This is a genomic window from Isoptericola sp. 178, from assembly GCF_030586525.1.
GTDB lineage: Bacteria > Actinomycetota > Actinomycetes > Actinomycetales > Cellulomonadaceae > Isoptericola > Isoptericola sediminis.
The window spans coordinates 643,266-668,552 of the sequence record NZ_JAUQYN010000001.1 but is presented as its reverse complement, the minus strand read 5'-3'; the positions used below and the strand labels follow the sequence as shown (position 1 = coordinate 668,552).

The 25,287-nt window shown below is 72.4% G+C and carries 27 protein-coding genes and 2 pseudogenes; 17 read left to right on the top strand and 12 right to left on the bottom strand.

Annotated elements, in window-relative coordinates; translation table 11 throughout:
• Positions 1 to 133 precede the first annotated feature (133 nt).
• From Q6349_RS03140 to idi, 3 genes are read left to right on the top strand one after another with little or no spacing between them, the layout of a single operon-like run.
• On the top strand, positions 134 to 1,483 hold the full coding sequence (locus tag Q6349_RS03140) for an amino acid permease (protein WP_370375363.1): 1,350 nt from the start codon (positions 134 to 136) through the stop codon (positions 1,481 to 1,483).
• Entirely contained in the window at positions 1,476 to 2,141 is a 666-nt protein-coding gene (locus Q6349_RS03135; protein ID WP_304602811.1) for an MOSC domain-containing protein, read from the top strand. Before Q6349_RS03140 ends, Q6349_RS03135 begins: the two co-directional genes overlap by 8 nt.
• Positions 2,138 to 2,734 (top strand): isopentenyl-diphosphate Delta-isomerase, encoded by a 597-nt coding sequence (gene idi, locus Q6349_RS03130; RefSeq protein ID WP_304602810.1) that lies wholly within the window; start codon positions 2,138 to 2,140, stop codon positions 2,732 to 2,734. Before Q6349_RS03135 ends, idi begins: the two co-directional genes overlap by 4 nt.
• Before the next feature lie 44 nt (positions 2,735 to 2,778).
• On the opposite strand, the pseudogene Q6349_RS03125 reads toward idi, so the two are convergent.
• Positions 2,779 to 2,892 (bottom strand): annotated as a pseudogene (locus Q6349_RS03125) (IS481 family transposase); the annotation flags it as partial.
• A 42-nt stretch (positions 2,893 to 2,934) separates the two neighbouring features.
• Positions 2,935 to 3,492, bottom strand: a complete 558-nt coding sequence (locus tag Q6349_RS03120; protein WP_304602809.1) for a recombinase family protein — start codon at positions 3,490 to 3,492, stop codon at positions 2,935 to 2,937.
• 514 nt (positions 3,493 to 4,006) lie between these two features.
• On the opposite strand from Q6349_RS03120, the gene Q6349_RS03115 reads away from it, so the two are divergent.
• The 3 genes and pseudogenes from Q6349_RS03115 to Q6349_RS03105 all read left to right on the top strand — a co-directional run.
• On the top strand, positions 4,007 to 4,555 hold the full coding sequence (locus Q6349_RS03115) for a hypothetical protein (protein ID WP_304602808.1): 549 nt from the start codon (positions 4,007 to 4,009) through the stop codon (positions 4,553 to 4,555).
• 146 nt (positions 4,556 to 4,701) lie between these two features.
• Positions 4,702 to 5,058, top strand: coding sequence for a hypothetical protein (locus tag Q6349_RS03110; protein WP_304602807.1), 357 nt, complete (start codon positions 4,702 to 4,704; stop codon positions 5,056 to 5,058).
• A gap of 33 nt (positions 5,059 to 5,091) precedes the next feature.
• Positions 5,092 to 5,963: pseudogene (locus Q6349_RS03105) on the top strand (integrase core domain-containing protein); the annotation flags it as partial.
• On the opposite strand, the gene Q6349_RS03100 reads toward Q6349_RS03105, so the two are convergent.
• Entirely contained in the window at positions 5,960 to 6,592 is a 633-nt protein-coding gene (locus Q6349_RS03100) for a histidine phosphatase family protein (RefSeq protein WP_304602806.1), read from the bottom strand. The pseudogene Q6349_RS03105 and the gene Q6349_RS03100 overlap by 4 nt on opposite strands.
• A gap of 96 nt (positions 6,593 to 6,688) precedes the next feature.
• Here Q6349_RS03100 and Q6349_RS03095 point away from each other — a divergent pair, with 96 nt between their 5' ends.
• Positions 6,689 to 7,159 (top strand): NfeD family protein, encoded by a 471-nt coding sequence (locus Q6349_RS03095; RefSeq protein WP_304602805.1) that lies wholly within the window; start codon positions 6,689 to 6,691, stop codon positions 7,157 to 7,159.
• Positions 7,160 to 7,240: 81 nt separating this feature from the next.
• Complete coding sequence (locus Q6349_RS03090; protein WP_171247178.1) at positions 7,241 to 8,716, top strand: flotillin family protein; 1,476 nt, start codon at positions 7,241 to 7,243, stop codon at positions 8,714 to 8,716.
• 28 nt (positions 8,717 to 8,744) lie between these two features.
• On the opposite strand, the gene Q6349_RS03085 is transcribed toward Q6349_RS03090, so the two are convergent.
• A complete protein-coding gene (locus Q6349_RS03085; protein ID WP_304602804.1) occupies positions 8,745 to 9,335 on the bottom strand; it encodes an RNase H family protein in 591 nt (196 codons plus the stop codon).
• 189 nt (positions 9,336 to 9,524) lie between these two features.
• On the opposite strand from Q6349_RS03085, the gene Q6349_RS03080 reads away from it, so the two are divergent.
• The 3 genes from Q6349_RS03080 (at position 9,525) to Q6349_RS03070 (ending at position 11,331) form a co-directional block, all read left to right on the top strand.
• Positions 9,525 to 10,619 (top strand): VIT1/CCC1 family protein, encoded by a 1,095-nt coding sequence (locus tag Q6349_RS03080; protein WP_171247176.1) that lies wholly within the window; start codon positions 9,525 to 9,527, stop codon positions 10,617 to 10,619.
• Positions 10,620 to 10,681: 62 nt separating this feature from the next.
• Positions 10,682 to 11,005: a GNAT family N-acetyltransferase gene (locus Q6349_RS03075; protein ID WP_171247175.1), complete on the top strand. Its 324-nt coding sequence runs from the start codon at positions 10,682 to 10,684 to the stop codon at positions 11,003 to 11,005.
• A gap of 23 nt (positions 11,006 to 11,028) precedes the next feature.
• The gene (locus Q6349_RS03070) at positions 11,029 to 11,331 is read left to right on the top strand and encodes a GNAT family N-acetyltransferase (RefSeq protein ID WP_304602803.1); all 303 of its coding nucleotides are present in this window, start codon (positions 11,029 to 11,031) and stop codon (positions 11,329 to 11,331) included.
• Between the two features lie 19 nt (positions 11,332 to 11,350).
• On the opposite strand, the gene pgm is transcribed toward Q6349_RS03070, so the two are convergent.
• Complete coding sequence (pgm, locus tag Q6349_RS03065; RefSeq protein WP_304602802.1) at positions 11,351 to 13,030, bottom strand: phosphoglucomutase (alpha-D-glucose-1,6-bisphosphate-dependent); 1,680 nt, start codon at positions 13,028 to 13,030, stop codon at positions 11,351 to 11,353.
• 173 nt (positions 13,031 to 13,203) lie between these two features.
• Between pgm and Q6349_RS03060 the strand changes: the two genes are divergently transcribed.
• Positions 13,204 to 14,037, top strand: coding sequence for a peptidoglycan-binding protein (locus Q6349_RS03060; RefSeq protein ID WP_304602801.1), 834 nt, complete (start codon positions 13,204 to 13,206; stop codon positions 14,035 to 14,037).
• 7 nt (positions 14,038 to 14,044) lie between these two features.
• On the opposite strand, the gene Q6349_RS03055 is transcribed toward Q6349_RS03060, so the two are convergent.
• The 3 genes from Q6349_RS03055 to purB form a co-directional block, all read right to left on the bottom strand.
• A complete protein-coding gene (locus Q6349_RS03055; protein WP_304602800.1) occupies positions 14,045 to 15,655 on the bottom strand; it encodes a Na+/H+ antiporter NhaC family protein in 1,611 nt (536 codons plus the stop codon).
• Between the two features lie 263 nt (positions 15,656 to 15,918).
• Entirely contained in the window at positions 15,919 to 16,104 is a 186-nt protein-coding gene (locus tag Q6349_RS03050; RefSeq protein WP_304602799.1) for a hypothetical protein, read from the bottom strand.
• 65 nt (positions 16,105 to 16,169) lie between these two features.
• Positions 16,170 to 17,642: an adenylosuccinate lyase gene (gene purB / locus Q6349_RS03045; RefSeq protein ID WP_304602798.1), complete on the bottom strand. Its 1,473-nt coding sequence runs from the start codon at positions 17,640 to 17,642 to the stop codon at positions 16,170 to 16,172.
• Between the two features lie 95 nt (positions 17,643 to 17,737).
• Between purB and Q6349_RS03040 the strand changes: the two genes are divergently transcribed.
• Together Q6349_RS03040 and Q6349_RS03035 are read left to right on the top strand one after the other, a co-directional pair.
• Positions 17,738 to 17,968 (top strand): hypothetical protein, encoded by a 231-nt coding sequence (locus tag Q6349_RS03040; protein ID WP_304602797.1) that lies wholly within the window; start codon positions 17,738 to 17,740, stop codon positions 17,966 to 17,968.
• Positions 17,965 to 19,500 carry a hypothetical protein gene (locus Q6349_RS03035; RefSeq protein WP_304602796.1) on the top strand — a complete coding sequence of 512 codons (1,536 nt, stop codon included), beginning with the start codon at positions 17,965 to 17,967 and terminating at the stop codon, positions 19,498 to 19,500. Before Q6349_RS03040 ends, Q6349_RS03035 begins: the two co-directional genes overlap by 4 nt.
• A 16-nt stretch (positions 19,501 to 19,516) precedes the next feature.
• Here Q6349_RS03035 and Q6349_RS03030 read toward each other — a convergent pair whose 3' ends face one another.
• Positions 19,517 to 19,909 (bottom strand): phage holin family protein, encoded by a 393-nt coding sequence (locus Q6349_RS03030; protein ID WP_171247165.1) that lies wholly within the window; start codon positions 19,907 to 19,909, stop codon positions 19,517 to 19,519.
• 70 nt (positions 19,910 to 19,979) lie between these two features.
• Here Q6349_RS03030 and hisC point away from each other — a divergent pair, with 70 nt between their 5' ends.
• Entirely contained in the window at positions 19,980 to 21,059 is a 1,080-nt protein-coding gene (gene hisC / locus Q6349_RS03025) for a histidinol-phosphate transaminase (RefSeq protein ID WP_304602795.1), read from the top strand.
• 45 nt (positions 21,060 to 21,104) lie between these two features.
• On the opposite strand, the gene Q6349_RS03020 is transcribed toward hisC, so the two are convergent.
• Positions 21,105 to 22,844: a pyruvate dehydrogenase gene (locus tag Q6349_RS03020; protein WP_304602794.1), complete on the bottom strand. Its 1,740-nt coding sequence runs from the start codon at positions 22,842 to 22,844 to the stop codon at positions 21,105 to 21,107.
• Positions 22,845 to 23,225: 381 nt separating this feature from the next.
• Here Q6349_RS03020 and Q6349_RS03015 point away from each other — a divergent pair, with 381 nt between their 5' ends.
• Positions 23,226 to 23,624: a VOC family protein gene (locus Q6349_RS03015; RefSeq protein WP_304602793.1), complete on the top strand. Its 399-nt coding sequence runs from the start codon at positions 23,226 to 23,228 to the stop codon at positions 23,622 to 23,624.
• Between the two features lie 33 nt (positions 23,625 to 23,657).
• Here Q6349_RS03015 and Q6349_RS03010 read toward each other — a convergent pair whose 3' ends face one another.
• The gene (locus tag Q6349_RS03010) at positions 23,658 to 24,338 is read right to left on the bottom strand and encodes an SDR family oxidoreductase (protein ID WP_304602792.1); all 681 of its coding nucleotides are present in this window, start codon (positions 24,336 to 24,338) and stop codon (positions 23,658 to 23,660) included.
• Between the two features lie 131 nt (positions 24,339 to 24,469).
• Here Q6349_RS03010 and Q6349_RS03005 point away from each other — a divergent pair, with 131 nt between their 5' ends.
• Complete coding sequence (locus tag Q6349_RS03005; protein ID WP_304602791.1) at positions 24,470 to 24,805, top strand: nuclear transport factor 2 family protein; 336 nt, start codon at positions 24,470 to 24,472, stop codon at positions 24,803 to 24,805.
• A gap of 1 nt (position 24,806) precedes the next feature.
• On the opposite strand, the gene soxR is transcribed toward Q6349_RS03005, so the two are convergent.
• Entirely contained in the window at positions 24,807 to 25,274 is a 468-nt protein-coding gene (gene soxR / locus Q6349_RS03000; protein ID WP_171247157.1) for a redox-sensitive transcriptional activator SoxR, read from the bottom strand.
• Positions 25,275 to 25,287: the final 13 nt, after the last annotated feature.

Here is a 25,287-nt window from a genome sequence, read left to right as displayed (position 1 = left end):
CCGGGTGTCGGCGCCGGCCCGGAGGGCGGGCTAGCGTGACCCGGTGACGACGACATCCGGCGACGGCCCCGACGAGGCCGTCACGGCCCCCGCGGAACCCCTCGCCCACGGCCTGCGGCCCCGGCACCTGACGATGATGGGGCTCGGCTCCGCGATCGGGGCCGGGCTGTTCCTGGGGTCCGGCGAGGCGATCGCGACGGCGGGCCCGGCGGTGCTGATCAGCTACGCCATCGCCGGGGCGATCGTCGTGGCCGTCATGCGGATGCTCGCCGAGATGGCGTCCGCCCTGCCGGCCTCCGGGTCGTTCTCCGTGTACGCCGAGGTGGCGCTCGGACGGTGGGCCGGCTTCCTGCTCGGGTGGCTCTACTGGTTCATGCTCATCATGGTCCTCGGCGTGGAGGTCACCGGCGTCGCCGAGATCGCCACCGCCTGGTGGCCGGCCGTCCCGCAGTGGGTGGTCGCCGGCGTCGTGGTCGCCGTCTTCGGCGGGATCAACCTGATCGGGGTGCGGCAGTTCGGCGAGGCCGAGTTCTGGTTCGCCCTGGTCAAGGTCGCCGCCATCGTGGCCTTCCTCGCCGTCGGCCTGCTCGTCGTCGTCGGCGTGATCCCCGTGGCGGGCGGCGTGCTGGGCGACTGGGCGGCGCACGGCGGCTTCGCGCCGGCCGGGGTGCCGGGGATCGCCGCCGGTCTGCTCGCCGTCGCCTTCGCGTTCGGCGGGATCGAGATCGTGGCGATCGCCGCGGCCGAGGCCCGCGACCCGCGCGACGCCGTCGCCCGCGCCACCCGCACGATCCTGTGGCGCATCCTGGTCTTCTACCTCGGGTCCGTGGCGATCATCGTCGCGCTGGTGCCGTGGGACGACGCCGACGCCCTCACCTCGCCGTTCGTGGCGGTCCTGCAGCTCGCCGGGTTCGACGGAGCCGCGCGGCTCATGGAGGTCGTGGTCGTCCTGGCGCTGCTGAGCGCGTTCAACGCCCAGGTGTACGGCACCTCGCGCATGCTGTTCTCCCTCGGGGAGCGACGTGACGCGCCGGCGGTGGCGACCCGCATCTCTCGGCGCGACGTGCCGTGGGTGGCGGTGGCGGTGTCGGTGTTCTTCGGGGTCGTCGCGGTCGTGCTCAACCGGCTGCTCCCGGAGGTGCTGCTCTCCGTCCTGCTCAACGCGGTCGGCTCGGCCCTGTTCGTGGTCTGGCTGCTCATCGCCGTCTCCCAGCTGCGGCTGCGGCCGCGCCTGGAGGCCGAGGCGCGGCGCACGGGGGTGCCGATGCGCCTGCGGATGTGGGCCTTCCCGTGGCTGACCTGGCTCACCCTGGCCGCACTCGTCGCCCTGGCCGTCCTCATGCTGTCCGACGACGCGGCGCGCGCCCAGCTCGTCGCCACCGCGGGGCTCGTCGCCGTCATCCTCGCGGCGTACGGGCTGCTCGTGTGGCGGCGTCGTCGCCGCGGCGGCGCCGAACAGTGGCAGCATGAGGCCCATGGCTGAACTCCTCGCCGTGTGCCGCGTGCACCAGCTCCTGCCGGACGCGGGGACCGTGGGCGTCACGGCGATCGACAAGCGCGCGGTCGCCGGGCGGGTGAAGGCCGGCACCCACGGCCTGTACGCCGACGTCCAGGCGGACCGGGTGCACCACGGCGGACCGGAGCAGGCGGTCTACGCCTACGCCGAGGAGGACGCCCGCTTCTGGGCCGCCGAGCTGGGCCGGGAGGTCACCCCGGGACTGTTCGGCGAGAACCTGCGCACCCGCGGCCTGGACGTGGGCGGTGCGCTGATCGGCGAGCGGTGGCGGGTCGGGTCGGCCGTGCTCGAGGTGACCCAGCCCCGCACCCCGTGCGCCACCTTCGCCCGGCGGCTCGGGTCGCCGGAGCGCTGGGTACGGCGGTTCACCGAGGCGAACCGCACGGGCACGTACCTGCGGGTCGTCGAGGGCGGCGAGCTCGGCGCCGGCGACGCCGTGGAGGTCGTGTCACGGCCGACGCACGGTGTGTCGGTCGCCGACTGGTTCGGCGCCTGGAACGCTGGCCCTGAGGGTCTCGCGGCGGCGGCCCGGCTGGCCAGGGCCCTGCGCCGGGCGGCCGACGACGGCGAGCTCCGACCGAGCGAGGACATGGACACCCGGATGACGAAGGCGATGAACCGATGAGCACCACGCACGTCCCCACCACCGCCGACCACGTCGTCCTGTGCGACGACGCCGGCGAGCGGACCGGCACGTTCCCGCGGGCCGAGGTGCACACCACCGACACGCCCCTGCACCTGGCGTTCTCCTGCTACCTGCTCGACGACGCGGACAACCTGCTGATCACGCGGCGCGCGCTGGTCAAGCGCACCTGGCCGGGCGTGTGGACGAACTCGTTCTGCGGCCACCTGCGCTGGACGGAGGCGGTGGAGGACTCGATCGCCCGGCACGCCGAGCACGAGCTGGGTGCCACCGTCACCGGCGTCGACGTGGTGCTGCCCGAGTTCCGCTACCGCGCCGTGGACGCCTCGGGCGTGGTCGAGCACGAGATCTGCCCGGTGTACGTCGCCCGCGTCGACGGGGACCTGACGCCGAACCCGGACGAGGTCTCCGAGCACGTGTGGGCGCCGGCGCACGAGGTCCGTGCGGCGGTCCAGGCGACGCCGTGGGCTTTCAGCCCGTGGATGGGGTGGCAGCTCGAGGCGATCGCGGCGGTGCGGGCGGACGAGCGGACCCCGGGTGCGCGCGTGCTGGCCGGGGCGCTCGGTCTCGCCTGACGCCTGACGCCGGACCCACCTGTTGCGGGTCGCTCGGTGTCCACCTAGCTGTACTGACCTGACAGGTTGGTCAATCGGGTGATGGGTGGCCGGTTCCCGCGAGCGGTGTGGGGTCGGTGGTTCTTGTACTGGTGGATCCATGCTGCCAGCGAGGCTCGTGGGACTGCTGCACGGCTAGGTGACAGCCTGGGGCCCGGGCTTCATCGTTTGACGTAGCGGCGGATAGTGGACTCGGAGACTCCCAGCGCCCTGGCTACGGCAGCCGCTGAATGTCCGTCAGCGAGAAGCGAGGCAGCCGCCTCGCAGCGGTCAGGCGTCATGACTGTGGGACGCCCCCCCGTGCGCCCGCGAGCACGGGCGGCCGCGAGGCCCGCGACGGTGCTTTCGCGGATCAGATTGCGCCCCATCTGCGCCAGCACAGCCAGCATGTGCACCATGACCCGACCTGCAACAGTTGAGGTATTGATCTGTTCAGACAGCGACCGAAGAGCGACACCTCTTGCATCGAGTCGGGTCGTGAGGTCAATCAGATGGCCCACCGAACGACCCAGACGGTCCAACTTCGTCACCACGATCGTGTCGCCCTCTTGGAGATGCTCGATGAGCTCGGTAAGGACAGGGCGGTCGTCGCGGGCGCCGGAGGCGGCCTCTACCTTGATCTTCTGACGGTCGACGTTGGCAGCCACGAGTTGGTCGAGCTGGGAGTCGAGTGTCTGTCCCGCGGTGGAGACCCGCGCGTAGCCGAACGTCATCGCCATACCGAGAACGCTATCGAAAACCCGTCTGAGGGGTTCCGATCGCCGCACTTGCTGACATGGGTCTTTGACCGAGGCGCTCCCCTGCAACCAGGCCGATCAGGTGACGGCAATGATGGTTCGTCACAAACGGTCGTTATTGGCGCAACACATAACGGAATGACAACGATCTCTTTCAGGGGGTGGCCTGGTGCACCCTGGAGGGCAATGCTGCGAGCGAAAGGCTGCGTAGACGGACAATATGGCGCGTACGCCTGTGACCAGCCAGAACGCCAGCAGAAAGGAGTGCTAGAAAGAGGGCGGCCCTCGCGCGAAGCGAAGGGTCAAACTATTCTGCCTGCAACGCGCCATCCGAGGCATGACGGCACAGAGAGGCATGTCAAGGAGTCTCTCGAGCGCATCAAACCCCAATCTGATTGGATACCAAGCAATGCGCTCCCTGCGTCCACTTCTGACCGCCGTGCTGGCCGGATTGTTGGCACTCACGATCTCCGCCCCAGCATCCGCGGATAGGGATATGTCGACCGACCGCGGTAACGACGACTGGATGAACCTGCCTATCGCCAAAGCCAACCCCAACGCCTCCAAGGAGGTCATCCTTTCTCTGCCTGGAAAGATGCAGCGAGCCGACTCCTACATTGACCCCTCGTACTCCCCGGGTGACATTATCTACTATCCCGATGGCAGGCCGGTGGAGGGCCAGAACCTTACGGCGGCCGAGACCATGGAGGCGGCGGCGGTTGCGGCTGGCTGCTCAGGAACGGTGTACGCCGGTAGCTATGGTTACTTCGGCGTCGAAGATATCTGCAGTGTAGTGATCTGGGGGCACCGAGGCTACGAGCAAAGGTACTACTGGGGCACCGGGAGCAAGTATGAAACTACTTGCATGAAGGGAAGGGGCTACTACTTCGATCGCAGCGGCTACCCAGTTAAGAAAATGTGGGACCTGGGTTGCCGCAAGTTCCATTACACTGGGGTTTCCGTGCCGTGGGGCAATGTTATCGGGAACCCATCGGTGCGCGCAGCCTCACTGGGTCTCACGCAGCAAGTTGGGTGGTGGGTCTGAGGCCGGGCAGAATTCTAGTGGTTCGACCACGGCTCCTGGGGCGCCTGGCACGGTTTGGGTGCCCCAGGGGCCGTGTAAGGCACTTTCGAGCTGCCGCATTGCGCGCATTCTAAATTTCCGCTAGCCTGAGCAGGTAGGTAACGGCGGTGATAATCATGACACTCAAACGACTTGCAGTCGTCGGATCGCTCACAGCGTTGATGGCACTCTTGCTCTACTTGATATCGACCAAGAACCCCCTCGGCGGCTGGATCGTTTCCTTGACTCTTCCAGGCATCGTCGTCTATGGCCTTGTCCGGCGCAGGGTCTCTGGAAAGAGCACGTCCGCTTCTGTCCGTCCAGCAGCACAGGGAATGAATGAAGTCCAAGACGTGGTGCTCAACCGGCCAGGAGTTTCGGTGACCTACGGATCGCCGGAAGGAACGGTGGCGACAGAGTACGATCCCCGGATCGTTGACTTCCTTGACGATCCAGGCCACCACGACGACTCGCCAGCGAATTGACAGCAGACTTACCCTCTCGGTAGAACACCTCTACTCGCCGAGGTCGCGGCCCGGTTCCAGTGCTCGTGGCCCACCGTCAAGCGGTGGGCCAACCAGTATGCGGCGGACGGGCCCATGAGCGACCGGTCCTCGCGCCAGCGCCGGATGCCGGCCAGGACCGACCCGGCCACCACACGGCGAATCGTGTCGCTGCGGCTTCGCAAGCGCCTGGGACCGGTCCAGCATGCGGCGTTGACGGGCGTGGCACCCTCGAACGCGCATCGGGTCCTGACTCGGTGCCGCCTCAACCGGCTCTAGCACGTTGACCGCACGACCGGTGAGCCGGTGCGTCGCTGCGAGCACGACCATCCCGGCGCGATGCTGTACGTGGACGTCAAGAAGCCCGGCAACATCCCCGACGGCGGCGGGTGGCGATTCTTGGGCCGCCCGCGGGGCGACCGGAACCGGGCCGCCACCGCGGGCAAGCCCAGGAACAAGCACCACTACCCCAAGATGGGCTACGCGTTCGTGGACACCGTCATTGGCGACCACTCCTGGGTCGCCTACGCCGAGGTGCACGACGACGAGACCGCCGTGACCGCGACCGGGGTGCCGCGCCGGGCCACGGCATCCTGTCGGACAACGACTCGGCCTACGTCTCCCACCTGTGGCGCGACACCCGCGCCGACCTCAAGATCAAGCACTCCCGGACCGGGCCCCGCCGCCCCCAGATCAACCGCAAGATCGAAACCTTCCATCGCACCTGGCCGACGGGTTGGGCTACGCCCGCTGCAACACCTCAGAGACCGAACGACTAGACGCCCTGGCAGCATGGATCCACCCAGTACAACCACCGACCCCACACCGCCTGCGGGAACCGGCCACGCAGCACCCGATTGACCAACCTGTCAGGTCAGTACAGCTAGCCCACGAGGTTCCACGACGCGATGGTGGGCCGCCCGTGCGAGCTCCCGAGCTCGCTGACCGCGGCGCAGCCGAGCTCCAGGTGGACGCCGAACCCCGCCTCCACCCCCAGCCACGAGGTGGCCAGCACGCGCAGCAGATGGCCGTGCGCCACGACCAGCACGGTCCCGCCGTTCGCGAGCGCCGGGCGGACGCGACGCAGGAACCGGTCGGTGCGCACCCGGACGTCGGCCAGGGACTCCCCGCTCGGGCCGCCGCCACCGGGCTCCCGGAGCGCCGGGAGGTCGACGCCGTCGCGGAAGATCTCGTACGGGCGGCCCAGTGCCCCGCCGACCTCGGCCGAGGTGAGCCCCTCCACGGGGCCGTAGTCCCACTCGGCGAGGTCGGGGTCCGTGACGGCGTCGCCGAACCCCGCCAGCTCGGCCGTGCGGTGGGCCCGCTGGAGCGGCGAGCAGTGCACGGCGACCGGCTCGAGGCCGGCGAGCCGTTGCCCGGCCGCCCGTGCCTGCCGTTCGCCGTCGCGGGTCAGCGGGACGTCGGTGCGCCCGGTGTGCCGCCCGGCCAGCGCCCACTCGGTGTCGCCGTGGCGCAGGAGCACGAGGCGGGACGGGCTCGCCGCAGGAGCGTTCATGCCTCGATCGTCCCGGATCGGGCCGGGGGTCGCGCCCGGAGGGTGATTTGTGGCATTCTTCACACGTTTGCCACATCTGCGTCCTGGAGGGCGTCCGTGCTCGTCTTCGCGCTGATCGGTGTCGCCGGTCTCGTCCTGCTCCTCGTCTCGCTCGTCGTCGGGGAGGTCGTGGACCTCGGTGACGGCGCCGTCTCCGGAACCTCCCTGGGGGTGGGTGCCGTCGTCTTCGGTGCCGTCGGCGCCGTCGTGACCGTGAACGGCTGGGCCCCGTGGATCGCGTACGTCGCCTCGCTGGCCGTGGGCCTGCTGGCGGTGCTCGTCGCCCAGCTCCTGATCCGGCGGCTCAGCGCCACCGAGGACAACGCGCACGTCGACCTCGTGGGCGTGCAGGGCACCGCGACGACGGACATCACCCAGTCCTCCGGCGAGGTCGCCCTCGATGCGGTGAGCGAGCTCGAACGACGTCTGGCGTGGTCGACGGAGCCCATCGCCTCCGGGACCCGCGTGGTCGTCCTCGAGCACCAGCCCCACAGCGTGCGCGTCGGCCCCTACCGGCCCGAGGACTGACGCCGGGGCCCATGCCCCGGCCGTGTCGACCGGCACGCCGACCGTCATCCCCCGAGAGGAGTCGCGCTCCGGCGCGCAACCATGGACAGCTCTGCCAACCTCGTGACCACGATCGCCGTCGCGGCCGTCGTCCTCGCGTTCCTCGCCATCGGCGTCTTCGTCGCCCAACGGATCCGCCGCGTCCCCCCGAACCAGGCGCTCGTCATCGTCGGCCGCGGAGCCGGCCGCAAGGACATGGCCGGGCAGAAGGTCGTCATCGGCGGCCGGACCTTCGTCTGGCCCGTCCTGCAGCAGGGCTTCCCGATCTCCCTCGAGCAGCGTCAGATCGGGATCACCGTCGAGGGCGTCGACTCGAACCGCATCAAGATCGCCATCAAGGCGTCCATCAACTTCAAGGTGCGCGGTGACGAGGAGGGCGTGCGCCGTGCGGCGCAGCGGTTCCTGTCCCAGCAGGGGCTGCTCACCGAGATCATCGCCGAGTCCCTCGAGGGGTCGCTGCGCTCCATCGTCGGCGACATGTCGATCGAGGAGATCATCTCCGACCGCAAGGGGCTGTCGGACCGGGTCGTGGAGTCGACCAAGCGGGATCTGGCCGAGCAGGGTCTGCAGGTCGACATCCTCAACATCTCCGACATCTCGACGCCCGGGTCCGACTACCTGTCGAACCTCGGACGTGCCGAGTCCGCCCGCGCCCTGCAGGTGGCCGAGGTGTCCGAGGCCGAGGCGCGCCGCGCCTCCGAGTTCGCCGTCATCGAGGCGGCCGAGCAGATCGCCGAGCGGCAGAAGGCGCTCGACCTGAAGAAGGCCGCCATCAAGGCCGACACGGACAAGGCCCAGGCCGAGGCCGAGGCGGCCGGGCAGCTCGCCCGGGCCGAGCAGGACCGGCTCGTCGCGCTCCAGGAGCGCGAGGCGCTCTCGGAGAAGGCCCGCGTCGAGCAGGAGCGTCTCGACATCGAGGTGCGCAAGCCGGCCGAGGCGAAGGCGTACGCCGAGGTGCAGGAGGCCAACGCGCGCCGTGACTCGCACAACGCGGCCACCGAGGCCGAGGCGTTCCGGCGCACCACCGTCGCCGAGGCGAACAAGAAGGCCGCCATCCAGGACGCCGAGGCGGCCGCCGAGGCCGTGCGCCGTGCCGGTGAGGCCGACCGCGACCGGCAGGTCGCGCACGCGGCCGGTATCCGGGCCGAGGGTGAGGCCCGTGCCGCCGCCACGGAGGCGGAGGGCCGTGCCGAGGCCGCCGCGACCGACGCCAAGGCCGAGGCGCTGAAGAAGTACGGCGAGGCGGCGCTGGTGCAGGAGCTCATCGAGCGGCTGCCCGAGATCGTGCGGGCCGCGGCGGAGCCGATGGCCTCGATCCAGGGCATGACCGTGATCTCCACGGACGGGGCGTCCGCCGTGACCAAGAACGTGAGCAGCGTGCTCGGCGAGGGTCAGGCCGTCGTCAAGGAGCTGACCGGGATCGACATCAACCAGCTGCTGACCGGGTTGGCGCAGAAGCAGGGAGCCGGCTCGGACCGGTCGGTCGCCGACGACCGGTCGGTGGCCAACGGCCACTGACCGGCCGTTGCCGAAGAGCTCGGCGCCCTCAGTCGAAGAGGGTGTCGAGCTCCCAGCCCGGGCCGCTCGTCGGCGTCGTCGGGGAACGGCGGGCGCCGACCGGCTCGGGCTCGGGGCCGCCCGCCGGCGCCTCCGGGGTCTCGCGCCCCGCGGCGTCGTCGAGCAGGAGCCCGTCGAGGTCGCCGCGTCCGGCGGCCCAGTCGTTCGCGGCCAGCTCGGCCAGCTCGCGGGCGCGTGCCGTGAACGGGCTCTCGACGTGGCCGCGGGCCCACCGGAACCGGACCGGACCGGTCCGCTGCGAGATCGCCTCGTCGAGGGCCTGCACGGACTCGCGGTGCGGCACCTCCTCGCCGGCGGCGGTGCGCCAGTCGTGCGCCTTCCACGTCTCCAGCCACTCGGAGGCGCACCGGAACGCCCACTGGGAGCCCGACTCGACGAACAGGGGTTCGTCGCCGGGGTGGGCCTCGACGGCCCGGCGCAGCGCGGTCAGCTCGGCGACCCGCGTCGTGCCGTGCGCGTCCCCGCCGGAGTCGAACCGGCCGGAGCCATGGGCGACCCATGCCCAGCCGATCGCGTCGCCGTCGGTCGGGCAGGAGCCGTCGGTGCTGACAATGATCACGCCGGTGTCCCTCGGAGTCCGCGGATGCTGTCGCGTGCGGTGCGACGGCCACCATTGTGCCTTCTCCCGGTGACATCCGGGTCCCCCGCCGGGTGCGGATCGTCGGAGCACGTCCTCGCGGACCACCGAAACCGCTCCCGGCGCCCTCCGGAACACACGGAGCGCCGTCGGGCGCGATCATGGTGTCCCATGGACGCGCCCACGCCCACGCCGACCCGGACACCGGCCGAGATCCGCCGGTGGCGCCGCTACCTCGCCGCCGAACGCTGCGAGGCCGCCGTGTACCGGGACCTCGCCGCGACCCGCACCGGGGAGGAGCGGGAGATCCTGCTCGCCCTGGCCGCCGCCGAGAAGAGGCACGAGCAGCACTGGCTCGACCTGCTCGGCGACGACGTCGGCATGCCGCGCCGCGGTGACCCGCGCACCCGGATGCTGGCCTTCCTGGCCCGGCGGCTCGGCGGGGTGTTCGTGCTGGCGCTGGTGCAGCGGGCCGAGTCCCGGTCCAGCTACGCCGACGACGGCCACGCCACCGCGCAGATGGCCGCCGACGAGCAGATCCACGAGGAGGTCGTGCGCAGCCTGGCCACCCGGGGCCGCAACCGGCTGTCCGGGTCGTTCCGGGCCGCCGTGTTCGGGGCGAACGACGGTCTGGTGTCCAACCTCGCGCTCGTGCTCGGCATCGGCGCCTCCGGGGTGACGACCGGCACCGTGCTGCTGACAGGTCTCGCCGGGCTGCTGGCGGGTGCGCTGTCCATGGGCGCGGGCGAGTACGTGTCCGTGCGGTCCCAGCGCGAGCTCCTCGAGGCGTCCACCCCGGCGCCCTCCGCCACGGACGCGCTGCCGGACCTCGACGTCGACGCCAACGAGCTCGCCCTGGTCTACCGGGCGCGGGGCATGGACGCCGACGAGGCCGAGGCGAAGGCAGACGGGGTGCTGCACCGGCTGCAGGCCACCGGGGTGCCGGAGGGCATCGCCGAGGACGAGGAGCAGACGAACCACGAGACGCACGGCACCGCCTGGGGGGCGGCGGTGGCCAGCTTCTTCCTCTTCTCCTCGGGGGCGATCGTGCCGGTGCTGCCCTACCTGTTCGGCCTGGAGGGGACGACCGCGGTCGTGGTGGCCAGTGCGCTCGTCGGGCTGTGCCTCCTGGTCACCGGCGCCGTGACCGGGCTGCTGTCGGGCACCTCGCCGTTCACCCGGGCCGGGCGCCAGCTCCTCATCGGGTTCGGGGCGGCCGGTGCGACGTACCTGCTCGGGCTGGCCTTCGGCACGACCGTGGCATGACCGAGGCGCGACCCCCGGCGGCCGCACGTGCACGTGGTGTGTGGAGGAGTAGATTTCCTCGGGTGTCTTCCCCTGCCGACGTCGACATCCACCACGACCCCGAGCACGGTCGGTACGAGGCCCGGCTCCCCGCCCCGGCCGGCTCGCCCGACGGCGGTGCCCACGCGATCGGCGTCCTGCGCTACCACCGCGAGGGCGACGTCGTGGTCATCCCCAGCACCGTCGTCATCCCGGAGCACCGGGGTCACGGGGTGGCGGACGCGCTCGTCCACCGGGCCCTGGACGACATCGCCGCGGCCGGCGCGACCGTGCGGCCGGACTGCTGGTTCGTCGAGACGTGGCTCCGCCGCCACCCCGACTACCAGTACCTGCGGTGGTCGGAGTAGCGTCCCGACGGCAGCATGGGGGCATGAACGACAAGCCTGCTGTGACTGTCCGTGACGACCCCGAGCGGGGCGTCTTCCTCGCCCTGCTCGACGACGGCACCGAAGCCGGCGGGGCGTACTACGAGCGCTCCGGGGACGTGGTGACCTTCGACCACACCGAGGTGCCGTCGGAGCTCGAGGGGCAGGGCGTCGGGTCGGCCCTGGCCCGCGGGGCGCTCGACACGGTGCGGGCCCGCGGCGAGCGCATCGTCGTGAAGTGCCCCTTCATCCGGGCCTACCTCGAACGGCATCCCGAGTACGAGGACCTGCGCGCCGACCGGGGCTGACCGGTCGGCGCGCGGCCCGCTACTCGCCGCCCAGCGCGTCCCCGACGACCTGCTTGGCCTCGGCCTGCACCTCGCCGAGGTGGTCGGCGGACACGAACGACTCGGCGTAGATCTTGTAGACGTCCTCGGTCCCCGAGGGACGCGCCGCGAACCAGGCGTCCTGCGTCGTGACCTTGAGCCCGCCGATCTTCTCCCCGTTGCCGGGAGCCTCGGTGAGCTTGGCGGTGATGTCCTGACCGGCCAGCGTCGTGGAGGTGACCTGCTCCGGGGAGAGTGCGGCGAGGCGCGACTTCTCCTCCCGGGAGGCCGCCGCGTCCACGCGGGCGTACCAGGACTCGCCGTACCGCTCGACGAGGTCGGCGTGGTGCTGCGACGGGGACCGCCCCGTGGTGGCGAGGATCTCCGAGGCGAGCAGCGCCAGCAGGATGCCGTCCTTGTCCGTGGACCAGACCCGGCCGTCACGGCGCAGGAACGAGGCCCCCGCCGACTCCTCGCCGCCGAACCCGATCTCGCCGCTCAGCAGGCCGGGCACGAACCACTTGAACCCGACCGGCACCTCGATCAGCCGGCGGTCCAGCCCGGCGGCCACGCGGTCGATCAGCGCGCTGGACACCAGCGTCTTGCCGATCGCCGCGGACGTCGGCCAGTCCGGGCGCGCACCCCCGTAGAGGTACTGGATCGCCACGGCCAGGTAGTGGTTCGGGTTCATGAGCCCGGCGTCGGGGGTGACGATGCCGTGCCGGTCGGCGTCGGCGTCGTTGCCGGTCGCGACGTCGTACGGGGCGTCGCCGGCCATCTGCTCCACGAGCGAGGCCATCGCGTGCGGGGAGGAGCAGTCCATGCGGATCTTGCCGTCCCAGTCCAGCGTCATGAAGGCCCAGCGCGGGTCCACCTGCGGGTTGACGACGGTCAGGTCCAGGCCGTAGCGCTCGCCGATCGCACCCCAGTACTCCACCGACGCCCCGCCCAGGGGGTCGGCGCCGATGCGGACGCCCGCCTCGCGGATCGCGTCCAGGTCCAGCACGTTCGCCAGGTCGTCGACGTACGTGGACAGGTAGTCGTGCCGGTGCGTCGTCGGGGCGGCCACGGCGACGTCGAGCGAGACGCGGTGCACGCGGGCCAGGCCCCCGGCGCGCAGCAGGTCGTTGGCCCGGTCGGCGATCCAGCGGGTGGCCTCGGAACCCGCCGGTCCGCCGTGCGGCGGGTTGTACTTGAAGCCGCCGTCGCGCGGCGGGTTGTGCGACGGCGTCACGACGATGCCGTCCGCGGCGCCGGGACCGCCGGTGCGCACCCCGCCCTCGGCCGCCGCGCCGTTGTGGATGAGGATCGACTGGGACACCGCCGGCGTGGGGGTGTACGAGTCGCGCGCGTCGATCATCACGGTGACGCCCGCGCCGGCGAGCACCTCCATCGCGGTCTGCCACGCCGGCAGCGAGAGCGCGTGCGTGTCCCGGCCGAGGAACAGCGGGCCGTCGATGCCCTCCAGCGCCCGGTACTCCACGATCGCCTGCGTGATCGTGGCGATGTGCGCCTCGTTGAACGCGCCGTCGAGCGAGGAGCCGCGGTGGCCGGACGTGCCGAACGCGACCTGCTGGGCCGGGTCCTCCACGTCGGGCCGGATGTCGTAGTACGCGCCGACCACGTGGTCGACGTCGATGAGGTCGTCGGGCTGGGCCACCTGGCCGGCGCGAGGGTGCATGGTCCGATCCTGCCAGCAGCCGCGCGGTGTGTCTCCCCTGGGGCGGGCGAGATCTGTCGCTCCGGTCCGCGCCCTCGTGGTCGGACCGGTGCTGCTCGGGCCCCGCGTATCACCGCCCCGGGCCGGTCGCTCCCTCCGGGTAGGACCGACGAGTCGACATCGAGGAGTGCACGATGAACGTCCAGCCGTGGGGAAGTTTCGGGGCGGGGGAGAGCGGCCGCGCCGTCGTGGGGATCCAGCGTCTCCTGCGCGAGCACGGGCACTCGCTGACCGTCGACGGGACCTACGGACCGGTGACCGCGGCCGAGGTCGCGTCGTTCCAGGCGGACCGCGGCCTGGCGGTCGACGGCGTCGTGGGCATGCACACCTGGCCGGTCCTGGTGGTCCCGACGCGGGTGGGTGACACCGGGGAGGCCGTCCGGGCGGTGCAGCAGTTCGGACTGGTGCGGTTCCCGGGAGACCCGGAGCTCGTGATCGACGGCGTGTTCGGGCCGCTCACGGCCGAACGGGTCCGGTTCTTCCAGGAGTCGTGGGGCCTGACGATCGACGGCACGGTCGGACCGGAGACCTGGTCGTTCCTCGGTGTGGCCCGGCTCCCGTGGCCGCTGGTGAAGGTGGGTACGTGCCAGGAGACGAACTGGCGGGTGCTCGGCTCCCAGCACCTGTTGCGCCAGCACGGTGCGCCGATCGTCGCGGACGGCTTGTTCGGCCCCCTGAGCGGGGAGGCGATCCGGAGGTTCCAGCAGGCGCGGCGGAGCCGGTTCGTCTCGACGACGGTGGGTCAGCTCGACTGGCCGGAGCTGATCGTGACCCTGCAGCAGGGTGACGCGGGCGAGGCGGTGCGTGCGGTGCAGACCCTGCTCCCGGGTGGCCTCGCGGTCGACGGGGTGTTCGGCCCGCTCACCGATGCCGCGGTCCGCGACTTCCAGGGGATGTTCGCGCCGCCGAAGGACGGGGTCGTGGGGCCGATCACCTGGCACACGCTGTTGCTGCGGCTCTTCGACTGAGGACGGCTCAGGCGGTGGACGCGGGGCCCTGGTCCTGCCGGACCGGCCGGTCCGCCTCGACGGGCCGGCGCACGGCCCGCACGGCCAGCACGAGGGCGACCAGCACCACCAGCGTCACCAGCAGCCCCAGAGCCGTCCCCGCCCCGAGGGCGATCGCGACGTACCCGGCCAGGGCCGCGACCGCGGCCCCGCCCGCGTACGGGAGCTGGGTGAGCACGTGCGTGATGACGTTCGCCCCGGCACCGGTGGAGGACAGGATCGTGGTGTCCGAGATGGGGGAGCTGTGGTCGCCGAGCACGGCTCCGGCGAGCACGGCCCCGAGGGCCGGCAGCAGCAGGTCGGGTTCGCCGAGGCTGTTCATGATGCCGCCCACCAGGGGCAGCAGCAGGGCGAAGGACCCCCAGGACGTCCCGGTGGCGAACGCCATGGCGGCCGCGAGGACGAAGACGACCGGGACCAGCCACGAGGCCGACAGGTTGGTGTCCTCGACGAGCCCGCCCAGGTAGGCACCCGTGCCGAGCTGGTCGATGAGCCCGGTGAGCATCCAGGCGAGGACGAGGATGCTGACCGCCGGCCACATGGACCGCAGCCCCTCGATCCAGCCGCGGCCGAAGTGCCGGGCCGCGAAGGCGGGGTTCGGGCCTGTGTAGCGCAGGTAGTAGAAGACGGCCGCGGCCAGCCCGAGCACGCCGCCCACGACGAGCGCGGTGCTGGTGTCCGTCTCGGCGAGGATCTCGACGGCGTCCCACGTGCCGGCCGCCGAGTACCCGGTCCACACGATCCCCGCGAAGACGCCGACCACCAGCAGCACGAACGGGACGACCAGCGCCCGCTTCTCGCCGGGGTGGTGGACCGGCAGGTCCTCCGCGAGGCGTCCGGGGATGTCGTCGTCGGGGTCGAACGGCTCGTCCTCGTGGACGGCGCGGGCCTCCTCGCGCCGCATGGGCCCGACGTCCAGGCGCAGCAGGATGACGAGCCAGACCGTCACCGCGGCGGCGATCGCGTAGTAGTTGGCGGCGGCCGCCCCGAGGAACGCCTGCACGCTGGAGGCCGTGATCGCGGACGCCGCGACGATCGGGGCGAGGATCCCCATGATGTAGGCGCCCCAGCTCGAGAACGGGGCGAGCACGGCGACCGGCGCGGACGTCGAGTCGATGATGTAGGCGAGCTTGGCCCGCGAGACCCGGTGCCGGTCGGTCACCGGGCGGGAGGCCTGGCCCACGGCGAGGGCGTTGAAGTAGTCGTCGATGAAGATGACGATGCCCATGATCGCCGGGAGGACCTGGGCGCCTCGGCGCGTCCGGATACGCTCCACCGCCCAGTCGGCGAAGGCCTTGGTGCCGCCGGACATCATGATGAGCGCCGCGATCACGCCGAGGATCAGCGTGAACACGAGGATGTAGACGTACCAGGTGTTCACCGCGCCGTCGACCCAGAAGATCGCCACGAAGGACTCCCACACGAGGCGTAGCGCCTCCAGGGGGTCCAGGTCGGCCACGAGCAGGGCAGCGGCCAGCACCCCGGCCCCGAGGCTGAGGAGCACGCGTTTGGTGAGGACCACCAGCACGATCGCCAGCACCGGGGGCACGATCGTCAGGATCGGGTAGCTCTCGAGCACGACGTCTCCCTCGCGGCCGGATCCCCCGACGGTAGGTCCGCGCGGCCCGTCCGGCATCCCGACACCAGGAACGACGGCGGAGCAACCTCTTCCCGATCCACCGCGTGTTCCCCGTGTGACAGTCGTGCGAGAAGATCCTTCCGTGCCTGAGCCATGGACCCCGGTGGTCGTGGCTCGTCCCGGCGAGCGCAGCGGTGGCGTGAGGGCGTCGGCAGGTCCCGGCCCGTCCAGGGCCGGGACCAGCCGGCGTCACCGGGCCGGGATCAGCCGGCGTCGAACCGCTCGTGGTCGTCGGTCTCCTCGTACCCCGTGTCGACCTCGACCGCGGCTCCCTTGAAGCGCGGGTCCGTGACGGCCGGGTCGTGGGAGAGCAACAGCCGCGCGAACTCGCTGTGCCGGACGCGCGCCCCGTCGTGGCCGGGCTCCTGCTCCGGCGCCTGCGTCGTCATGATCGCCTCCTCGGCCGGTTCACTCCAGCATAGGCGCGACCCGCGGACCGCACGGGGCCCGGCGTTCAGTCCAGGTACTCGTCCACGAGCCGGGCGGCGATCCCGGTGTAGGACGCCGGGGTGAGCTCGGCCAACCGGGCCGCGACGTCGTCGGGCAGCCCGAGGCCGCCGACGAACTCGCGCATCCGGGCCTGGTCGACCCGGTTCCCGCGGGTGAGCTCCTTGAGGCGCTCGTACGGGTTCTCCATGCCCTCGACCCCGGCGACGGAGGCCGCACGCATCGCCGACTGCACGGGCTCGCCGAGGACCTCCCAGTTCTCGTCGAGGTCCTCGGCCATGAGGTCGGCGTTGACGGCCAGGGCCTGCAGTCCGCGGCGCACGTTGTCGATCGCGAGCAGCGAGTGCCCGAAGGCCGGGCCGATGTTGCGCTGCGTCGTGGAGTCGGTGAGGTCGCGCTGCAGACGGCTCGTCACCAGCGTCGCGCCGAGCGTGTCGAGCAGCGAGCAGGAGATCTCGAGGTTCGCCTCGGCGTTCTCGAACCGGATCGGGTTGACCTTGTGCGGCATCGTCGAGGAGCCGGTGGCACCCGCGACGGGGATCTGGGTGAAGAACCCCATCGAGATGTAGGTCCACACGTCGGTGGCGAGGTTGTGCAGGATCCGGTTGAACCGGGCCACGTCGGCGTAGACCTCGGCCTGCCAGTCGTGCGACTCGATCTGCGTGGTCAGCGGGTTCCACGTCAGGCCCAGGTGCTCGACGAACCCGCGCGAGACGGCCGGCCAGTCGGCACCCGGGACGGCGACGGTGTGCGCGCCGAAGGTGCCGGTGGCGCCGTTGAGCTTGCCGAGGAACTCGGCGCCCTCGACGCGGCGGAGCTGGCGCCGCAGCCGGTGCGTCAGCACCGCGAGCTCCTTGCCCATCGTCGTCGGGGTGGCGGGCTGGCCGTGCGTGCGGCTCAGCATCGGCACCTCGGCGTGCTCGCGGGCCATGTCGGCGAGCTGGTCGGCCAGCGCCGTGGCGGCGGGCAGCCACACGTCGGTGACGGCCCCGCGCACCATGAGGGCGTAGGACAGGTTGTTGACGTCCTCGGACGTGCAGGCGAAGTGCACCAGCTCGCTCACGGCGGGCAGGTTCGTCTCGCCGAGGATCTCGGGGGCGTCGGCGATGCGGCGCTTGATGAAGTACTCCACCGCCTTGACGTCGTGCACCGTCTCGCGCTCGATGGCGCCGAGCTCGGCGATCTCGGTCGCGCCGAACGTCGCCGGGATCGCGCGCAGGTACGTGATCTCGGTGTCGGTCAGGCTCGGCGCGCCGGGCACCACCGGGCCGGGGACCGTGTCCGTGCCGTTGCAGAGCACGATCAGCCACTCGACCTCGACGTGGAGACGCTCGCGGTTGAGGGCCGCCTCGCTGAGGTGGTCCACCAGCGGGGCGACCGCGGAGCGGTAGCGGCCGTCGAGCGGACCGAGGGCGATCGGCGGGGTGACGTCGGCCAGGGACACACGGGTGGGCTGCACAGTGGAGGTCACGACCGGCATTGTCCCACGGGCGCCCTCCACCCCCAGGGGCGGGTGTCCACAGTGCGGGCAGGGGAGCCCGACCGCGCGGCGCCAGCGCTCCTAGCGTCCCCGACATGTTCGTGACCACCTCCGACGTCGCCACCGCCGCGGCCCTGCTCCGGCGCGCACGCCACCGGCTCGAGGACGCCACCGCCGCCCTGCACCGGGCGCGCGGACCGGGCTGGGAGTCCGCGGCCGGTGACTCCTGCCGGGACGCCGTCGCCGAGGTGCTCACCCTGCTGGACGCTGACGGCGCCACGCTGCAGCAGGCGGACGGGGCCACCGCCGGGTGTCTCGACGGGTGAGCCGGGACCCGCGGGACACCCTGCGCATCGTCGGCGGCGCGACCCTCGACCGGGTGGACGCCGATGCCGTCCGCGACGCCGCCGGGCACCTGGACGCCGCCGCGGCGTCCCTGCGGTCCGCCGCCTGGGACTGCTCGGAGGCGGGCCGTGCGCTGGAGCGCGCGGTGTGGACCCCGGCTCCGTGGGGCGAGGCCGACCCCGCCCGGCCCACCCGGCTCCGGCGTGCCGGGACGCTCGCCGGCGACACCGCCGGGGCCCTGGGGGCGCGCGCCGCGGTGTGCACGACGCTGGCCGACCGGCTGCGCCGCGCCGCCGGGCTCTACACGCACGCCGAGTCCCTCGCCGAGCAGGCCGTCGGGGCGGGCGTGACCGTCGTCGCCGGGGCCGTCGGGCTCGGGGTGACCGGGTTCCTGCGAAGTCCCGCCGGCCTGCCGGCCCTGCTCACCGGTGCCGCCGGCCTCGTCGGGCTCTCCGCCGCGGCGCCCGACCCGGACATGCCGCCGCCTGCTCCGCCGCCGCCGCCGTCGCCGTCGCCGGACGAGGACGGGGACAGGGGCGGCTGGTTGCTCCGCACCGCCGCCCCGTTCGTCGACGAGGCGTTGGCCGGTGCCGGGGTCGGGGTGGCGCTCGCGGCCCCGGACCTGGCCGCCGGGGACCTCTCGGTGACCGGGGGAGCGCGGGTGCTGTCGGCGGCGGTCTCCGCGGTGCTCGGGTCCCGGCCGGTGCACGTCGACCTCGTCGCACCGGGAGAGTTCGACGCCGGGCCGCCCGCCGGGGACGACCGGCCCCTCGCGGGCGTCGAGGAGGCGCTGGCCCGCACCGCGGACCTCTACCCCCACGGCAGCGGTCTCCCCGGACGCCCGACCCCGGGAGCGCCGCCCGGCACCGTCGCGGTGCAGGAGGTCGTCAGCGCCGACGGCAGCTCGTCGTGGACCGTGCTCATCCCGGGGACCCAGGCCCTGCTCTCCCCGGCGAACCCCTTCGACGTCGACACCGACCTCGACCTGATGGCCCACCGGTCGGCCGACGTCGCCGACGGGGTGGTCCAGGCCCTGGCCGACGCCGGGGCCCGCCCCGACGAACCCGTCGTGCTGGTGGGGCACTCCCTGGGAGGGATCGCGGCCGTCGCCCTGGCGTCCTCACCGGCGTTCCGGCGTCGGCACCGGGTGGGCGGCGTGGTCACGGCGGGTGCCCCGACCGCGACCTTCCGGACGCCGCCGGGCGTCCCCGTGCTGCACCTGGAGACCACCGAGGAGCTCGTCTCGCCGCTGGACGGGCGCTCCAGCACCGAGAACCCGGCGACGGCGGACCGGGTGACCGTGGGCCGTGACCTCGCGGACTCCCGCGACCCGGCGGACCGGTCGGCGTCCGGTGGCGTGGCCACGGCGCACTCGCTGGCCACGCACCTACGCACCCTGGAGCACGCCCGCGCGCTGGACAGCGTGCAGGTCGCCGGGGTCGTCGGGCGGATCGACCGGTTGCTGGACGGCGACCGCGCCGAGACCCGGTACTACCGGGTCCGGCGCGGATGAGCCGCCGGCGTGCGGGTCAGTCCTTGTCGCCGGGGACGACCCAGCCGATGACGGCCTGCAGGATCGCCAGGATCAGGGCGATCCACAGGTACCACCAGAAGCCGCCCTCGATCGCGAGCCCCCAGTCGCCGAGCCACCCCTGGCTGGTCACCCACTCCGTCAGCCACAGCATGCCGGCGTTGATGATCAGGTAGAAGAGGCCGAGCGTGAGGATCAGCAGCGGGATCGACAGGATGCTGACGATCGGCTTCACGATCGAGCTGACCAGCGTGAAGATCAGCCCGACGCCGAGGATGGCGAGGATGCGTCCGAGGACGTCGTCACCGCCGAAGATCTCGAAGCTGTCGAAGATGAGGTCGCAGATCCACAGGGCGAGCGAGGTCACCACGAGTCGCGCGAGGAAGTTCATGGCCGACATCGTGGCAGGTCTGGCGGCGTCCGGCACCCCTTGCCGGCATGAGGTGGCATCCTGGACCGTTGTGAGCTCACCGGCATCAGAGAAGACCGTCCCCCTGCGCCCCGCCGTCGCGGCGCTGCCCGCCTACGTCCCGGGGGCGCGCCCCTCGGGCCAGGCGTGGAAGCTGTCCTCCAACGAGAACCCGTACCCGCCGCCCGCGGCTGTGGTCGCGGCGATCACCGAGGCCGCCGTCGAGGTCAACCGGTACCCCGACATGTTCGCCACCGAGCTCGTCGAGGCGCTCGCCGCGCACGTCGGCGTCGACCCGGCGCAGGTCGTGGTCGGCAACGGGTCGGTGGCCGTGCTGCAGCACGTGCTCGAGGCGGTCCTCGAGCCAGGCGACGAGGTCGTCTACCCGTGGCGGTCCTTCGAGGCGTACCCGATCCTCACCGCCGTCGCGGGCGGAGAAGCGGTCACCGTGCCGCTGACGGCCGCGGGCCGGCTCGACCTGCCGGCGATGGCCGCAGCCGTCGGCCCGCGGACCCGCGTGGCCCTCGTGTGCACCCCCAACAACCCGACCGGCCCCGTCGTGCAGGCCGACGAGCTGGAGACGTTCCTGGCCGAGGTGCCCCGCGACGTGCTCGTCGTCGTCGACGAGGCCTACCTGGAGTTCATCCGTGACGCCGAGGCGCCCGTGGGCATCGACCTGCTGCGCCGGCACCCCAACGTCGTGCTCGTGCGCACGATGTCCAAGGCGTCGGGCCTGGCGGGGCTCCGCGTCGGGTACGCCGTCGCCGAGCCGCGGCTGGCCGCGGCGGTGCGGTCGACGTCGACCCCGTTCGGCGTGAACCACCTGGCGCAGCGGGCCGCCCTGGCCACCCTGCAGCCCGCCGTGCAGGCCGAGCTCGCCGAGCGGGTCGAGCACCTCGTGGCCGAGCGCACCCGGGTCCGGGACGCGCTTCTCCAGCAGGGCTGGGACGTCCCGGACACCCACGCGAACTTCGTGTGGCTCTCCACGGGGGAGCGGACGGTCGAGCTCGCGGCCGAGGCGTCGGCCTCCGGTGTGCTCGTGCGTCCGTTCGCCGGCGAGGGCATGCGCGTCAGCATCGGCGAGGTCGAAGCGAACGACGCGTTCCTCGCGCTGGCCGCCGGCTGGCGCTGACCGCCCGAGGTGCCGGCCGGCGCTCGTCGCCGGCCGGCACCCGCCTCACCGCGGCAGGTTGCGCAGGTTCGAGCGCGCCATCGACATGACCTCGCCCATGCCGCCGCCGAAGATCTCCTTCGTCATGGCCGTGGTGAACCCGCGGATCTGACCGGAGGTGATCGACGGCGGGATGGACAGCGCCCGCGGGTCCGTCATGACCTCCACGAGGGCGGGGCCGTCCGTGGCCAGCGCCGTCGAGAACGCCTTGGCCAGGTCCTTCGGCTTGGTCACCCGCTGGGAGGGGATGCCGACGGCGGTGCCGATGGCGCTGTAGTCGACCTCCGGCGAGTCCGTGCCGTGCGAGGGCAGCCCCTCGACGAGCATCTCCAGCTTCACCATGCCGAGGGTGGAGTTGTTGAAGACCACGATCGTCACCGGCAGGTCGTACGCCCGCACGGTGATCAGCTCGCCGAGCAGCATCGACAGGCCGCCGTCACCGGCCAGCGCCACGACCTGCCGGTCGGGCTGGGCCATCGAGACGCCGATGGCGTGCGGCAGGGCGTTCGCCATCGAGCCGTGGATGAACGAGCCGATGACGCGGCGCCGGCCGTTCGGCGTGATGTACCGGGCGGCCCAGACGTTGTTCATGCCGGTGTCCACGGTGAAGACGGCGTCGTCGGCGGCGGCCTCGTCGAGCTGGACGGCGGCGTACTCGGGGTGGATCGGGGTGTGCTTCTCCACGTTGCGCGTGTACGCGCCGACCACCTTGGTCATCACCTTGGCGTGCCGGTCGACCATCGACTCCAGGAACTTGCGGTCCGACTTGCGCTGGATGCGGGGGTTCAGCAGCCGCAGCGTCTCGCCGACGTCTCCGTGCACGGGCAGGTCCAGGCGGGTGCGCCGGCCGAGGTGGGAGGCGTCGATGTCGATCTGGGCCGTGGGGACGTCGGCGGGCAGGAACGAGTCGTACGGGAAGTCGGTGCCGACGAGGATCAGCAGGTCGGCCTCGTGCACCGCCTCGTGGCAGGAGCCGTACCCGAGCAGCCCCGACATCCCGACGTCGTGGGGGTTGTCGTACTGGATGATCTCCTTGCCGCGCAGCGAGTGCCCGACCGGGGCGGCCGCGAGATCGGCCAGCTCGAGGACCTCGTCACGGGCGTCGCGGGCGCCCGCCCCGACGAACAGGGTGACCTTGCGGGCGGCGTCGATCGCGTCGGCCAGGGCGGCGACGTCGTCGTCGTGCGGGACGACGCGCGCGGGGCAGGCGCCCGGGATGAGGATCGGGGCGTCGTCGTCGGGCACCTCTTCGTCGGCGACGTCACCGGGCAGCGTCAGCACCGCGACGCCCGGCGCGGCCAGCGCGTGCTGGATCGCCGAGCGGGTGACGCGCGGGAGCTGGGCCGCGGTGGAGATCATCTCGGAGAACACGGACGACTCGTTGAAGAGGCGGTCCGGGTGGGTCTCCTGGAAGAACTTCGTGCCGATCTGCGCGCTGGGGATGTGCGAGGCGATGGCCAGCACCGGCACCCCGGAGCGGTTGGCGTCGTAGAGCCCGTTGATGAGGTGCAGGTTGCCCGGCCCGCAGGAGCCCGCGCAGGCCGTGAGCTTGCCGGTGACCTCGGCCTCGGCCGCCGCCGCGAAGGCGGCCGCCTCCTCGTGGCGCACGTGCACCCAGTCGATGCCGTCGGTGCGGCGGACGGCGTCCACGACGGGGTTCAGGGAGTCCCCCACGATGCCGTAGACGCGTTCGACGCCGGCGGCGACGAGCTGGTCGACGAGGTGTTCGGCGACGGTGCGGGCCATGCGGGACCTCCAGCGAGAGACGTGCGGGCTCCTGCGATGCTGCCCCAGCAGGTCCCCGAGCGCGCGGTGAAGGACGACGTCGCCGCTCACGGCGTTGCTCGCGGGGCACCGTCGGGGCGTCGATCGCGGCGTCCGCCCGGAGAAGGATCGCGGGGGTGTCCGTCCTGCAGGATCCGCGACACCCTGGCGTTCGCGAGTCCCGGACGGCGTGAATCTCACGCCGTCCGTGAGCGGCTTTCGCCGGCCCCCCGGGGTTGCTGTTGCGAGCACACGTCTGATGTCGCGGCCCGTCGCCCGTCGCCCGCCGCCTGCCGTCCGAGCGCTGTGGCTCTCGCCGACGTGGCGCCTCGCCCGGGCGGTGCCGCGTGGTGGGATGGGCGGGTGCCAGGACTTCATCACGTCGAGCTCTGGGTGCCGGATATCGAGGCCGCCGCGGCCCCGTGGGGCTGGCTGCTGGAACGGCTCGGTTTCGAGCCGACCCAGCAGTGGCCGCAGGGGCGCACCTGGTCGTCCGCCGGGGTATACCTGACGCTGACGACCTCGCCGAACCTCTCCGCCGCGGACCACGACCGTCGTCGTGCCGGGATGAACCACCTCGCGTTCGACGGCGGCACGTCGGACCAGGTCGACGCCATCATGGCCGCCGGCCCGGCTCACGGGTGGACGCCGCTCTACGGCGAGCGCTACCCGCATGCCGGCGGGCCGGACCACTACGCCGGCTGGTTGGAGAACGCCGCCGGGTTCAAGGTCGAGGTCGTCGCGGATCGCACCTCCGGGTAGCCGACCGCGGGCAGACCGGCGGCGCGCCGATGCCTACCGCAGGTGACGCAGCGCGGCCGGGATCGTCTCGTCACCGGTCGTGAACCGCACGAACTTCCCGATCGTCTCGTCGATGCGCAGCGCAGCGGCCGCCACCTGGGCGACGTCGGCGCGCGGCACCTCGGACGGTGCCCCGCGCTCGACCGTCTCGCCGTCGGCGAGCACCCGGATCTTCCCCGTCGGGGGACCGTCGGTCAGCGACCCCGGCCCGAGGATGGTCCAGTCCAGGTCCGTCGAGCGCAGGTGGTCGTCGGCGGCCAGCTTGGCGTCGGCGTAGGGGAAGAAGCTGTTGTCCTCCGGCACGCCGTGGTCGGGGACCGATCCGATCCAGGACACGATGAGGTAGCGGCGCACCCCGGCCTGTGCGGCGGCGTCCATCGAGCGGATGGCGGCGTCCCGGTCGACGGCGTAGGTGCGGTCGGGGTTGCCGCCGCCGGCACCCGCGGCCCACACCACGGCGTCGGCGCCGGCGAAGGCCCGTGCCATCTCCTCGGTGCTCGCGTTCTCCACGTCGAGCAGCACCGGGTCACCGCCGAGGTCGGCCACGCGGTCGATCTGCTCCTCCTTGCGGACCACGCCCACGACGTCGGTGGCCGGCCCGCTCCCGCCGTCGGCCAGCAGCGGGACCAGCAGCTGCGCGACCTTGCCGAGCGCTCCGATGACGACGACCTTCATGACGGACCTCCGTGATGTCGGGGAAGGTCCCCCTACCGTCGCGCACGCTGCGGCGGAGCGCCACCGATACCGTCCGGTCGACGCGGGTCGCCCGGGCTGTGACATCGTCCCGTCCCGCCTACGGTCGAGGGATGGACGTGACCACGGAGCTGATGGCGATCGAGCGACGACTCGCGCGGGGGACCGGTGCCGACTACGCCGAGGTGCTGCACCCGGACGCGGTCGTCGTCGTCCCGGGCGCCGTGCTCGACAAGGCGGCCTGCGTCGCGGCGATGGACCACTCGCCGGGCTGGGACGACGTGGACCTCGGCGAGGCGCGGCTCGTGCGCAGCGACGACACGGCGACGGTGGTCTACCGGTTCACCGGACGCCGGGGTGGGGACAGCTACGCGGCGACGCTGGTCAGCACCTACGTGGCCGCGGACGCCGGATGGCGGATGCTGCTCCACCAGCAGACGCCCGACTGAGTCACCGCCCCGCGCCCACGTCCGACGGGTCGTCGCCCTCCAGGTAGCGCGGCCCGGGGCCGAGCGCCGCGGCGCGGTCGTCGGGGTTCTGCAGCGCGCACCGGTCCAGCGACAGGCAGCCGCAGCCGATGCACGAGTCGAGGTCGTCGCGCAGCCGCTCCAGCGTGGCGATGCGCTCGTCGAGCAGGCCCCGCCAGGACCGGGACAGCCGGCGCCAGTCCGCGGCCGTGGGCGTGCGGCCGTCCGGCAGCGTCGCCAGGGCGTCGCCGATCTGCTCGAGGGTCAGGCCCAGGCGGGACGCGGTGCGGACGAACGCCACGCGACGCAGGACCGTGCGCTCGTAGCGCCGCTGGTTGCCGCCGCTGCGCTCCGCGGCGATGAGTCCGCGCTGCTCGTAGAACCGCAGTGCCGACGGCGCGACCCCGCTGCGTCGCGCGACGTCACCGATCGTCAGGTACCGCTCGACCACGCCGACTCCCTTG

Bases quoted from the DNA above. Each gene is read 5' to 3' on its own strand.
- Q6349_RS03140 (WP_370375363.1), top strand. From the start codon at position 134: ATGATGGGGCTCGGCTCCGCGATCGGGGCCGGGCTGTTCCTGGGGTCC.
- Q6349_RS03135 (WP_304602811.1), top strand. From the start codon at position 1,476: ATGGCTGAACTCCTCGCCGTGTGCCGCGTGCACCAGCTCCTGCCGGAC.
- idi (WP_304602810.1), top strand. From the start codon at position 2,138: ATGAGCACCACGCACGTCCCCACCACCGCCGACCACGTCGTCCTGTGC.
- Q6349_RS03120 (WP_304602809.1), bottom strand. From the start codon at position 3,492: ATGGCGATGACGTTCGGCTACGCGCGGGTCTCCACCGCGGGACAGACA.
- Q6349_RS03115 (WP_304602808.1), top strand. From the start codon at position 4,007: ATGTCGACCGACCGCGGTAACGACGACTGGATGAACCTGCCTATCGCC.
- Q6349_RS03100 (WP_304602806.1), bottom strand. From the start codon at position 6,592: ATGAACGCTCCTGCGGCGAGCCCGTCCCGCCTCGTGCTCCTGCGCCAC.
- Q6349_RS03090 (WP_171247178.1), top strand. From the start codon at position 7,241: ATGGACAGCTCTGCCAACCTCGTGACCACGATCGCCGTCGCGGCCGTC.
- Q6349_RS03080 (WP_171247176.1), top strand. From the start codon at position 9,525: ATGGACGCGCCCACGCCCACGCCGACCCGGACACCGGCCGAGATCCGC.
- Q6349_RS03070 (WP_304602803.1), top strand. From the start codon at position 11,029: ATGAACGACAAGCCTGCTGTGACTGTCCGTGACGACCCCGAGCGGGGC.
- pgm (WP_304602802.1), bottom strand. From the start codon at position 13,030: ATGCACCCTCGCGCCGGCCAGGTGGCCCAGCCCGACGACCTCATCGAC.
- Q6349_RS03060 (WP_304602801.1), top strand. From the start codon at position 13,204: ATGAACGTCCAGCCGTGGGGAAGTTTCGGGGCGGGGGAGAGCGGCCGC.
- Q6349_RS03050 (WP_304602799.1), bottom strand. From the start codon at position 16,104: ATGACGACGCAGGCGCCGGAGCAGGAGCCCGGCCACGACGGGGCGCGC.
- purB (WP_304602798.1), bottom strand. From the start codon at position 17,642: ATGCCGGTCGTGACCTCCACTGTGCAGCCCACCCGTGTGTCCCTGGCC.
- Q6349_RS03040 (WP_304602797.1), top strand. From the start codon at position 17,738: ATGTTCGTGACCACCTCCGACGTCGCCACCGCCGCGGCCCTGCTCCGG.
- Q6349_RS03030 (WP_171247165.1), bottom strand. From the start codon at position 19,909: ATGAACTTCCTCGCGCGACTCGTGGTGACCTCGCTCGCCCTGTGGATC.
- Q6349_RS03020 (WP_304602794.1), bottom strand. From the start codon at position 22,844: ATGGCCCGCACCGTCGCCGAACACCTCGTCGACCAGCTCGTCGCCGCC.
- Q6349_RS03010 (WP_304602792.1), bottom strand. From the start codon at position 24,338: ATGAAGGTCGTCGTCATCGGAGCGCTCGGCAAGGTCGCGCAGCTGCTG.
- Q6349_RS03005 (WP_304602791.1), top strand. From the start codon at position 24,470: ATGGACGTGACCACGGAGCTGATGGCGATCGAGCGACGACTCGCGCGG.